The 11339-nt window shown below is 52.6% G+C and carries 14 protein-coding genes; all 14 read right to left on the bottom strand.

Going from position 1 to position 11339, the window contains the following annotated elements:
- Positions 1–95: 95 nt before the first annotated feature.
- Positions 96–506 carry a hypothetical protein gene (locus NFS35_RS23460; protein ID WP_251209484.1) on the bottom strand — a complete coding sequence of 137 codons (411 nt, stop codon included), beginning with the start codon at positions 504–506 and terminating at the stop codon, positions 96–98.
- The gene (locus NFS35_RS23455; RefSeq protein WP_251209483.1) at positions 497–982 is read right to left on the bottom strand and encodes a hypothetical protein; all 486 of its coding nucleotides are present in this window, start codon (positions 980–982) and stop codon (positions 497–499) included. The genes NFS35_RS23460 and NFS35_RS23455 overlap by 10 nt, the downstream gene beginning before the upstream one ends.
- Before the next feature lie 2 nt (positions 983–984).
- Positions 985–1557 carry a phage tail protein gene (locus NFS35_RS23450; protein ID WP_251209482.1) on the bottom strand — a complete coding sequence of 191 codons (573 nt, stop codon included), beginning with the start codon at positions 1555–1557 and terminating at the stop codon, positions 985–987.
- Positions 1554–1898, bottom strand: a complete 345-nt coding sequence (locus tag NFS35_RS23445; protein WP_251209481.1) for a hypothetical protein — start codon at positions 1896–1898, stop codon at positions 1554–1556. Before NFS35_RS23445 ends, NFS35_RS23450 begins: the two co-directional genes overlap by 4 nt.
- Positions 1898–2959: a major capsid protein gene (locus tag NFS35_RS23440; RefSeq protein ID WP_251209480.1), complete on the bottom strand. Its 1062-nt coding sequence runs from the start codon at positions 2957–2959 to the stop codon at positions 1898–1900. Before NFS35_RS23440 ends, NFS35_RS23445 begins: the two co-directional genes overlap by 1 nt.
- Before the next feature lie 35 nt (positions 2960–2994).
- Positions 2995–3333, bottom strand: coding sequence for a hypothetical protein (locus NFS35_RS23435; RefSeq protein WP_251209479.1), 339 nt, complete (start codon positions 3331–3333; stop codon positions 2995–2997).
- Between the two features lie 31 nt (positions 3334–3364).
- Positions 3365–4501, bottom strand: coding sequence for a head maturation protease, ClpP-related (locus NFS35_RS23430; protein WP_251209478.1), 1137 nt, complete (start codon positions 4499–4501; stop codon positions 3365–3367).
- Positions 4437–6044 (bottom strand): phage portal protein, encoded by a 1608-nt coding sequence (locus NFS35_RS23425; RefSeq protein ID WP_251209477.1) that lies wholly within the window; start codon positions 6042–6044, stop codon positions 4437–4439. Before NFS35_RS23425 ends, NFS35_RS23430 begins: the two co-directional genes overlap by 65 nt.
- A gap of 91 nt (positions 6045–6135) precedes the next feature.
- A complete protein-coding gene (locus tag NFS35_RS23420) occupies positions 6136–6366 on the bottom strand; it encodes a DUF6148 family protein (protein WP_251209476.1) in 231 nt (76 codons plus the stop codon).
- On the bottom strand, positions 6366–8192 hold the full coding sequence (locus tag NFS35_RS23415) for a phage terminase large subunit family protein (RefSeq protein ID WP_251209475.1): 1827 nt from the start codon (positions 8190–8192) through the stop codon (positions 6366–6368). The genes NFS35_RS23420 and NFS35_RS23415 overlap by 1 nt, the downstream gene beginning before the upstream one ends.
- Positions 8164–8670 (bottom strand): hypothetical protein, encoded by a 507-nt coding sequence (locus NFS35_RS23410; protein WP_251209474.1) that lies wholly within the window; start codon positions 8668–8670, stop codon positions 8164–8166. The genes NFS35_RS23415 and NFS35_RS23410 overlap by 29 nt, the downstream gene beginning before the upstream one ends.
- 143 nt (positions 8671–8813) lie before the next feature.
- Entirely contained in the window at positions 8814–9602 is a 789-nt protein-coding gene (gene terS, locus NFS35_RS23405; RefSeq protein ID WP_251209473.1) for a phage terminase small subunit, read from the bottom strand.
- Positions 9603–9791: 189 nt separating this feature from the next.
- Complete coding sequence (locus NFS35_RS23400) at positions 9792–10271, bottom strand: sigma-70 family RNA polymerase sigma factor (protein ID WP_251209472.1); 480 nt, start codon at positions 10269–10271, stop codon at positions 9792–9794.
- 227 nt (positions 10272–10498) lie between these two features.
- The gene (locus tag NFS35_RS23395; protein WP_251209471.1) at positions 10499–11332 is read right to left on the bottom strand and encodes a DNA-3-methyladenine glycosylase family protein; all 834 of its coding nucleotides are present in this window, start codon (positions 11330–11332) and stop codon (positions 10499–10501) included.
- Positions 11333–11339: the final 7 nt, after the last annotated feature.

The following is an 11339-nucleotide window of genomic DNA, read 5'->3' as shown; positions in this document are numbered from 1 at the left end:
CTTATTTTACTCTGAGGTATCTTTTTATCAACCACCTTTCTTGGAATTCCCTATGTTTGTATTATACAGGAAGCTCCTTTTCTCTTCTCTTTCTGTCACTCTTTAAATTCCGCACCGATCAGCGAAACAATGTCCGCATAGTATTTGTGCAGGATATTCCCTTTACTGGCGATCTTAACTTTCGCTTCCGCCAGTTTCGACACGGGCACCAGCATGTTTTTGGCCATGGGGTACTTTTTTATGGCCTCTTCCAGGCTCTTTTCAACCTCTTCCCTGGTCCCCACAAAAATGCTGTTCTGCTTCAGCATTCCCCTGGGCAGGGACGGCCCCACATACACAAGCGTTTCCCGGCTCTCCTGGGGTTTTTCCGGCTCCTGGGTATTTTCCCCCGCCTCTTCCTTTTCCGGCGCTCCCTGGCCCTCCTGGGGGCCTTCCTGGGCCTCTTCCAGGGTTCCCGTGGGAAGCCCTGCTGCCTCTATGGCTTTCTTTGCGCTTTTTACTGCCATATTTCTTCAACCTCCTGTTTGATTTCTGGTATGGACCAGTTCGTCATCATTTCCCCGAAATGATACGGGGCATAATCGTCTGGATAAATCAGATATTCCAGCGGGTCCTGCAAAGTAAACTGTTCCGCCAGTATCCTGTTTCTTTCCAGTTCTGTCCGTAGTCTCATAATGACATTCAGAACGTCATAGCTGCCCACGCTCTGGTCCTCTGCGTAAGTTGCCACCACTATTCTGATCTGGCATGTGCTTTCCGGCTGGTTCCGTTCGTTCTTCCCGTCCTTGCCGGTTATGATCTGCAAGAGAATGTACGGTATGCGCTGCGTGCTGTCCTCTTTCTTCGGCAAGCGCATTTTGTGGACTTCCGCTGCCCGTTCCTTCCCCTCTTCCCCAGGCTGTACCCGCACCTGTAGGATTATGTCCGCCGTCTTTGCCTTCACAAACTCCGCCAGATTGTCAAGTAAAATTATAGGTGTCATCTTTAACCCCCGTATCCGTTCAGCAGCCTGTCAATCTCATGTTCCAGGCGCTCATTTACAAGCCGCTGCGCCTCTTCCTGTACCTGCCTGGATACCGCTTCCTGGCCTGCCATCTGGGCGGCGGAAAGCCCCATAAGTTCCGATACAGGCAGGCGCTTCCTGCCTTCCCTCTCGAATACGCCCACATGGCCGCTTTTCATGGCGGCAATAAAGGCGCTTTCAAATACAGCGCCCCCGCCTTTCTTAACGCTGGCACGGACCAGCTTTTTCCCGCCGGGCTGTTTGGGGGATACCTTGAACTTGTACAGGGGGATTTTATACCCTGCAAAACGGACAAAGCCCGCAAGGTTCCCCGTGCTGGCCTTCTGTATGCTGGTATTCGTGGCCGCATTCAGTGCGGACGCCTGCACGGTGTACACCTGCTTTATTCCCTGCCATGCGGCGGTCTTTACACGGGACAGGCCCCTGTTTATGGCGTTCATGTACGCCCTTTCCGCCCCTTTGGGGACGTTTGCCAGCAGTGCCTGCACCCGTTCCATGGTTTCCGCATTGATTTCAACGCCTATGCCGCTCATTCCACATATGCCCCCAGTTCCAGTATGATTTCCCCGTCTTCGTAGTCTGCTTTCAGAATATTGTATTCCTGGGTGACGCCCGCCACCTTTATTGCAAACTCATGGTTCCTTTCCGGGATAAACCCTAAATCCTTATGCGCCACATATACCAGGGCTTCCAGTTCGGAAACCCCCGGCGCATTGTCGTTGCTTTTCCTCTGGCGCTCCGCCGCCGCCTCATGGTCCAGCACGGCGGGGGCTTCATACCATGCCCTGTCATACCAAAAGCCCGCCACCGTGGCAAATTCAGCGCTGTTGTGGAATACCGCCATATCGGCGTCACACTGGGCCTTGAAGTCCATCAGAATACCTTCGCCGTCAGCCAGCTGTCCACCTCATGCGGCACGGGAATGGGGGCGGATTGCAGGGACAGAAAGCGGCGGTCCGGGCGCTTCTTGATAAAAGTATCCGGCACCAGGCTTCCTTCCACCGTCTCCCACTTCTCCGTCTTCTGGTTCAGCCTGTTGATAGCGCCGTAAAGCCTGGAATACCTGGCATTCGTGCTGGCCAGTAACAGGGTGCCGGAAGGCACCATGGGAAGCTGCGTGGGTTTTGCGGGGTTAGTCCAGTTGTCCAGATACCATTCATTGTACTTGTAAATGTCCAGGCCCAGTTCATGAATGGTCCCTATGTAGGTGACGTTATTCTCCTTCTGTTCGGGCTTGATCACTGCCAGGGCATAGTTTTTCACGTCCAGCATTTTCTGGATACTTTCGTCCTTGATAAACTCCACCGCCACGTCAGATGCCATAATACATACGTTGCAGTTCGTGAAGCCTTCCTTCTGGACCCGCTCATGCCATTCCACCAGGTTTTCATACTTGCTCTGGGCAGTTCCGCCTTTCCATTTCAGTTTTGTATCTTTGGAAATGTCGATCTTGTTAGTAAAGCCAAAATCAATCACGTCCGCCACGCCCTTACCCACTACCATGATCTTTCCGGCCAGCATGGTCTGGGCGCACATCCACTCTTCACGGCGGATAATGCTGTCCCGCAGTTCCGTGAAGTCATCACGCATTTTAATGACGGCCCGCTGTGCGGGGGTCATTTCAGAATACAGGCTTTCCCCCGGCTGCCTGTTGATGATATTGTCAATCGTGGTGACTTTATCCGGGGCGATCAGCGGCGGGGTGTAGCTGTCCGTCTCATATCCGCTGCCCGGTATGATCTGCCCGCCCACAAGACGGCTCACAAACGGGGCCATTGTCCTGCTGCCCTTCCAAAAATCAATATCCACCTTTTCCGTTACAAATGTCCTTGTGTTCCCGAAAAACGTATCCCGGAAAAAGGTGTGGACAGGCGGCAGTTTTTTAATGACGCCCATCATGGTTCTGGGTTCATAAATGCTTACAGTGTTCGGCATTTTCATTCCTCCTTTACGCCAAAATTACACTAAAATTACACCAAAAAAATACACAGTTTTCTAAGCGCCGCCTTTGCCGCTGCGGCGTCAACCGTCCCTATGTTCACGGCGTCTGCAAAGACTTCCCCGGTCATGATATATACCACAGGTTCATCTTTCGCCGCCGCATTGACAGCAATGCCCACCACGTTGGCAATGCCCGCCGTGGTTGCGGGTTGCAGGGTCACGGCTCCGCTGTCTTCGTCCGTGACCGACATGATCATGTCATGCTGGGCAATCGCCGCCCCCGCAGTCCCCGTTTCTGTTACCACGGGAAATTCCCCGGCATAAAACTTCTGGGGGGTGAAATTTCTTTTTTCCACTAAATTTGCCACGTCTTTTTCCTCCCTTCTCTTTTTGCCTGTATTACAGAACCTCTTCAATGGCACGGTCATAGACGCTCTTTCCGTTATCTCCGCCGCCCATCTGTGTGCTGCCCGGCTCCACATCAAAAATCTTTGACGCCTGGGCGTCATCTTCCATGTTGCCCCATGCCGTTATGCCTGCCTGTTTCTGGGCCTTGATGATATTCAGCGCCGCCTGGCCAGCGTCCACCGGGTTTGTGAACATAGCGTCTTCCACGATCTTTTCAAATCCTTTAGGGGCGCTGTCCATAATGGATTTAATGCGGTTACGCTCTCCCTCTGCGGCGCTGTTTCTGATCTGGGCCACCAAATCCGGGTATGCAGTTTCCAGGGCAGAAACCGTGTTGATAGTCTCTTTCGGTTCCATCTGTTTTCCTCCTTTATTCTCGTTTTTATTTTGCAAACTGCCCGGATTGTTTGGGCGGTTTAACAACAGTTTTTCCGGCAGGGTATGAAACCCCGTCAAATCCATGGGCACAGAATTGACCACCACTTTGCTGGCGTTCTCTATGATCGTCTGTGCCTCTGTGAACATAAGTTCATCACAGAACCCGTTTTCTACAGCTTCATCACCAGTCCACCACGTTTCCGCCGTCATGATCGCCGCTATGTCCTCCGGCTTTTTGCCCGTCTTCATGCTGTAGGTATTCATAATGGACTGCTTGATCACCCGCAGTTCCTGTGCCATCTTCTCAAAGTCTTCCGCCCGGAAAGTATCCCATACCGACATGGCCGGATCGTGGACCATAAAAACCCCGTTTTTTGCAATCTTTATGGTATCGCCTGCCATGGCAATGATTGTGGCGGCGCTTGCGGCCCACCCGTCTATTTTCACGGTGATCTTTGCGTCCAGGTCCCGCAGGCGGGTGTAAATGGCATTTGCGGCGAACACATCACCGCCGCCGCTGTTAATGCGGACAATGATTTCCTCCACGTCCCCCAGGGCAGCCAGTTCCTGGTTAAACCAGGCGGGGGTCACTGTATCCTGCCACCAGCTTTTTTGACTGGTTATAGGGCCGTACAGTAAAAGTTCCGGGGGCTTTGTGTCAGTTCCCGGAATGAAATTCCAAAACTTATTTTCCGCTTCCCCCTGGGGGGTCTGCCCCTGCTGCCGGGGCTGGTTTCTGTTCTGTGGCAATGCTTGATACCTCCTTTAGTTTGCTTTCTTCCTGTTTTAGCTGTTCCACATTGGCGTAAAAATCCGAACCTGTCATTTCCATGGTTTCAGACTGCCTTGTGGAAAATCCGTTCTTTACCCGCTTTTCGGCAGCGCTTACTTCCTGCACCGGGTTCAATATTCCCCTTGCCGGCCCGTTCCACTCTGCCCTGCTGTATGCCTTTTTATACAGGGGGTCAGAGAAGAAACCAGGGGCTGCTATCCTTCCCTTTGCCACTGCCTCCGCAAGCCATTCCTCATATACCACCTGGCAAAAATCCGTTGCCAGCCAGGTCCTGTACATGCGGAACATTTTCCATGCCTCTTCCAGCGCCCCACGGCTTGCGGAATAGCTGGCCGTGAACGTCTTTAAAAGCAATTCATAGGGGATTTCCAGGGCGGAACCGATCTGGCGGCATATGGCTTCCACAAAGCCGGAAAAATTGCTGTTCGGCCTGCCTGGTGCCACTCCGTTGGCCTTTTCGCCTTCGTTCAGATCAATCACCGCACCGGGGGCCAGCTCTATGGTGGTTTCGTCATCTGCGTCCACCTGTTCGTCTTCCGGCACATTGGACCCTATCGGGGGGCCGTCCTCCGGGGACTGCTTTTCAATGAATACGGCATACAGGCCATTCACTACTGCTGCCACCAGTTCAGCGTCCGTATACCGCCCCAGCTGTTTCAGCGCCTCGATCACGGGGGCCAGGAACGGGACGCCCCGGCGCTGGTCTATGCGTTCCCGTGTCATAATGTGTATAACGTTCCGCCTGCCGCTCTTCTCCCCGTATGCGGGCACCCGAACCCATTCGGCAGGGGCTGTGGTATAGGAAAGCGGGTGATACTTTGAAAAATGGTATGCCACCACCTCCCCCGTGCTGTCCGTCTCCACGCCGCCTATGATATGATCGTCCATTGTGTCATATCCGCCGGGGCTGGAAAGCCGGTCCGCCTCGATCAGCCGGACCCGCAAGTCATATGGCTGTCCCTGCCTGGGCTTCATGGGCATTAGTGCCAGGCAGTCCCCGGACATAAGCCATGACATGAATGCCAGCTGCTGCAATTCGCAGAAATTATCCACACGGGCGGCGTCGCAGTCCGGGCTGTCTGCCCACAGCGCCCATTCCCGTTCAATCTGCCTTTCCAGGGCATGTGCCGTCTCCGTGTCCATGCCCAGGACTTCACGGTCAATCGTGGGTTTCAGCCGCAAGCCCCGCCCTACTACATTCGTTCGCATGGTTTTGATTGCCCCCGTTGCCAGCGGCACACCCATGTACAGGTCACGGGAACGCTGGCGCAACACGTCCAGATTGTCTTCTATGTCCTCACGGGCGGAACCGCCGCTGTACAGCCACCCGGCCATGGATTTTTTGTATTGGCTGGCACCATAGTTCCCGTATCCGCTGTTTAAAATGTCCATCTTCCGCCGTGCCGCCATTCTCTGCAAGCCCTTTTCCGGGCTTACGGCGGCCACCATGCCGTCAAATGCTTTTGAAATTATGCCTATCGTTCTCACCTCCCAGGGCATGAAAAAAGCACCTTTTACGGGTGCCTTTTCCTTTAACCTTTTTTGACGATATGATTTTACCACGGAAAAGCGGGCAATGGCGGGCAATCTTTTACAGGTCACGGGGCACGACCCTGTATGCGGCATTCCTGCTGCCGTGCTTCGCCTTGTTTTCCAGCTTCGTGACCATGCCCTGCCAGTATCGGATTGTCTCCCGGATTTCCGCCAGGTCCGCCCTTGTCAGCGTCCTGCTGCCTATCGTGTATGACTGGTTTGTGGTACATGTCAGTTCCGCTTCCAGCCATGCGTTAAGATGTTCCTTTGCAATAGATAGTGTAACCATTATAATATACCTCCACTTGTTCTTCTGCCCCTTTTTCTTTTCGGGGCTGCTGTTTGCTGTTTGGGTGCTTCCGGCGCTTTCAGCGGTACACCTGCTATTTCAATGGCTGCGGAAGCATAATTGCGGCAGTCCAGGGCCTCATTTCTCTTGTGGGCATTATCCTTTATGCGCCACTCAAAGAACGGACGCCCCATCTTATATACCAGCACCTGTTTTTCTGCCGTCAGCCCTTTAAAATAGTCTTCGTTATACCCTCTTTCCTCTTCTTTAGGGAAGTGACAGAACCCCGGCCCTTCCTGCTCTACCTGTAGGCGCTGTAACAGCAGGCTTTTCCCGGTATCCACCCCCAAGGTGAAAAGATATGCCTGTTCTCTGTTGTTCTTTGTAGGCTTCTGGATATAGGCCGCTGCGCTGTCGTTGCTGCCCTTAATCGCAAGGATACGGCGGTTAAACCTGGGCTTGCAGAATTTGTACACCTGGTTTGTACGGTGCCCGCCGCTGTCTATGCAGGTGCATATGATTTTCAGCTTTGTGCCGTCCGGCTTCTGCCAGGTCTGCCCCAGGAAGGCGTCCAGATCAGCCCATACCTGGTTCCGCATGTTGCTGTTGTCCCCATACAGGACAGTGTACTGTATGCCCCAGTTTTCATATTCCGGCCCCCAGCCCACCACTTCAATTTCAAAGCGGTCATCTTGCGTATCCACCCCGGCAGTCAAGTAAAGCACTTCCGGCGGGACTTCGCAGTTATAGCGTTCCCGGCGCTTCAGCAGTTCTTCGTCATCAACCTGGGTGCCTTCCTCTTCCCATGTCTGCCCCATTTTCGTGTTGGTCCAGGACTTCATGGGTTCTATGTTGCCTTTTTTCTTTTCCTCATTGGCAATCAGAAATTTGTTTACTATATCCTTCCACTGTGCCAGTGTGGACCCCAGGGCATTGAGATGGAAGCCCTTCACAGGGTTGTCCGGGTCCGCATGTATATATTTCCCGTCCTTAAAGCCTTTTTTCCAGGCAGCTTCCGGGGATACTACCCCGCATTTTGCACACACATACTGTATATTGTCCAGATCATCTTTATCGAATATCACCCCGGACCATTCCAGGGGCTGCAATTCCCCGCATTCCGGGCACGGCACGTTCCATTCCCCCTGGGAACTGTGCTGGTACTCAATTTCAATACGGGAAGCGTCCTTGATTGTCGGTGTGGACACATATACTTCTTTGCTGTTCCAAAACGTGGTCAGACGTTCAGAGGCCAGGAAAAGCGGGTCCCCTTCTTTGCCTGCCGTGGCCGGGTATCTGTCCACTTCGTCTGCCAGCAGTATCTGTATGGGGCGGGACGCCAGGGAAGACGGGCTGTTAGCCCCCACCATGGTGATATGCCCGCCGGGGAATATCTTTTGCAGGATTGTGTTTCCCGTGTTCCTGCCCTTTTCATTTACCAGGCCAGACAATGCCGGGGTATCCTGTAGCATTTTAGACAGACGGTCTTTGGAAAAGGATTCCGCCATCTGTATTGTGGGCTGCATAATCAGCACAGGGGCGGGGTCATAGTGCATGAAATACCCGATTGTATTCAATACCGCTCCTTCCGTTTTCCCGATCTGGGCAGAGGACATGACCACCGTTTTTTTCACCTTAATGTCTGATATGGTGTCCATGATTTCTTTCTGGTGTGGAACCTTTTCTGTCCTCCATCTTCCGGGTTCAGCGGAAGCGCCCTGGGAAAGCCTCCTGTACTGATCAGCCCAGGCGGACATTTTCATTTCTGGCGGCGGTTTTAACTTTGCAAATATCCGTTTAAAGATCGCCTTGCTGTGCTGTTCCATCTTCTCCCACCTCTTCCTGGACAGAAAAAGCGCTGTCAAAGTCTGCCAGTTCTTCCAGCGCTTCGTCCGTGGCCTGCTTTAATGCCATAAATATTTCTGTCTGGTCCGTCTCCGTTGCAAGCATCGGGGCCAGCTTCACCGGGATTGCCCGCACCCGCTGGCGGAAGCGCAAAAGCATATCTGTCATAACCTCTTCCACTTCGCTGGCCGCCAGCGCCTCCCGCCGTTCCAGCTGCAATTCCAGTTCCTGCCGCTCCCTCTTCGTCCGCACCAGCTTTGCCCGCTCCTGGTTATAGTCCACAGCGCCTTCCGGGGTCCCGTCCTTCCGCAGGAAGTCAATGTATCGGTGTACGCAATCCTTCAACCTGTACAGTTTCGGCCTGGCTTCTTCCAGCACCTTCTGGTCACGCAACTGCCGCACCCGCCGTTCCGATATGTCAAGCCATTCTGCCACCACGGCGGCTGTATACAGCTTCATTTTTTCGTACACCCCCTTCTTTTTGCGCCGCCCGGAACCCGGAAGCGGTTTTTTTCTTTTTGCAGATAGGCCGGGCCTGGGCGTCGCCGTACCCGCAGGCCGTCCCGGCGCTGAAAGAACCTACTGCCCCGGCGGCGGGCGGCCTATTCCTCCCCGTCTTCTCCGTCCGCCGGGTCAATGTTAAATTCTCCCGTTGCCTTCTGTCTCGCAAGGTCATATTTCAGCTTCTCTAACTCAATGCGCCGGGCCTCCATCTCCTGCGCCCTCATGCTGTCTAACAGCTTGATGATACGGCCATTCAGTCTGTTTAGTTCGGCCTCTACTTTCATAGCCCTGTCAAAAGGGCTGGATTTTATGACGGTCTTCATGGCGGTTTTCATGGACTCTTTCCCGCCCTCCGGGTCCGTGGCCTGCCCTATGTCCACCCCCATTCCCTCTGCCTGGGCTTTATCCTCTACAGACATGGGCACGATCATATGGACTATTTTGTCCGTATAATATTCCCCCTGCTTATCCGGGTCCGTATACTGGTTTAGAAGCCCCGTCAAATAAACCTTGCGGACCAGCAGCCCCTGCAATTCCTCATTCATGCGTAACATGGTTTGGCCAGGCTCCATGCTTTTGATTGCCTCCGCCTGGTCTTCTGGTATGTCCTCTATGCCTATCTGGGCAAATGCCCCGTGTGTTACGGCATTTTTATTTCCGTTTTTTGCAGGGGTCTTTCCGGCGGCATTTTGGTTCCCTGGCTGGCCCCCTCTTTTTTTCGGCTTGTTTTTTAGTTCCTCATTCCACTTGTCTTCTGATTTCCATTTTCTTATCCGATTTTCCGGGACGCCTGCTGCCGCCGCCAGGTCTTTGGTGCTGATCTGCCCGCCGCTTTCCAGGTACTTTTTCCGGGCTTCGTCCCTCTTTGGGTTCCGTGGTCTTCCCATGGCTCTTTCACCGCCTTTCGTTCGTTTTCAATCTTTCAGCCTCTCTTTGTGTGCGGAAATAGTAAAAAATGACAGGCTTCGGAAACATTGTTCACAAAGCCTGTCATTTCTGGGGGGCTGACTTCAAAGGCTTCCACCTTTGCTTCATTTGCCATTATATCAGAAAAAACGGGCAATGGCGGGCAATCTTTATGCCTTTAACTTGAAATTCGCAATAACCGGGTTTTCATCAAACTTGCCAGCAAGATTTTCCACGGCTGTATTGCGGATATTTTTACATTGCCGTTCAGAATAATGGTTCCGTGCCGAAACCTGTTCCCATTTAAGGCCGTGCAGGTAATAGTCTGTAATTATGCTCTTAAATTTCAGTTCCAGGCAGGAAACTTCCCTCAAAATCTCCGTTTTCAGTCTGTAAAGGGTATTGATTTTTGAATTGTAAAATTCTATGTCCTCCCGCAGGCTTTCCGGCAGGTTCAGCGCCGTGTTTTCTGTCGGGCTGGATACGTTATACTTTGCTTTGGGCTGTCCGTCCATGCTCTGGCCGCCCGTTGGCGTATAATAGTTTTCCAGATCAGCCACCGTGGCTTTATACAGGCGGATTTCCCCGTCAATATTGCGGTAAAAGGTCAATAATTCAATTACCTGGCTTTTTTTCATTGCTGCTGCCATTGCCATTCCTCCGTTTTTGGGTTTACGGCGGATTTCCCTTGAAGCCATACAGGCATGACTGCCGCCCCCAGCAGCCATGCCGTAAAATCCCTTGCTATCTTGATTATTATGTAAATCCGAACTTTTCCACACACTCTTTGCATATGGTCAGTTCATTTCCATTGATACGGTTTTTAATAATGGTCCATTTTCCGTTCAATATCTTTCCGCATAATTCGCAGTGCGTTTTATTCTTTTTGCTTTTCATCTGTCTGTCCCTCCCTGGCATAATAGAAAATATACTGCTGGATAACTCCCGCAAAACCGCTGTACATTTCCACGGGGAATTTTCCGTTATACTCCGCCGTTATGATCTGCTTTATCCAGGTGTCAATGGGGAAACTGTCCAGCTGGTGAAGGGCAAAAAGCTGGATACATGCCGCCACCTTCGCCCCTACTCCATATATGCTTTTCAGATAGTTCCCTGCCTCTTCCTGCCCCATTTCCGCCAGTTCTTCCAGGTTGACCGCCCCGTCCACCACGTTCCTGGCTAGGCTGGCTATGTACTTTGCCCTGTATCCCAGTTTTGCCGGGGACATGGCCGCTTCGTCCAGCAGGTCTTCCGGGCGTGGAAATTCATGCCACTGGCGGCCCTCAAATAATTCCCCGTGGGCCGTTCCACAGGACATGCACAGGCTTTCTATGCTCTTCTTTATCCTGGGTATGCTGTTGTTCTGGGATATGATGAAACTTACCATTGTTTCCCACAGTTCCTGCCGCAGTATCCGTATTCCTCCGCCTGCCTGTGCCGCTCTGGACAGGAAATGATCGTCCGGGTCTATATGGTCTATGTAATAGCGGTAATTTGTTTCCAGGTCAAAATACCGCTTCCACAGGGTTTCATATTCCTGGCTGCTACAGCACAGCGTCACCGGCCCGTTGTCCCTTTCCTGTATCATGTGCAGGCGCTTCCCGTATGCGATCACCTCAAAAACTCCCGTTTCAATCTCATTCAAGCGGAAGCACTGCCCAGACAGGGCAATCTGCTTCACGCTGAAATTTTCATACTGAACCTTTACCACTTTACCG

The sequence above is a fragment of the Acetatifactor aquisgranensis genome (assembly GCF_943193215.1).
Classification (GTDB): domain Bacteria; phylum Bacillota; class Clostridia; order Lachnospirales; family Lachnospiraceae; genus Acetatifactor; species Acetatifactor aquisgranensis.
The sequence above is the reverse complement of the archived record's forward strand: the minus strand, read 5'-3'. Positions and strand labels throughout refer to the sequence as shown.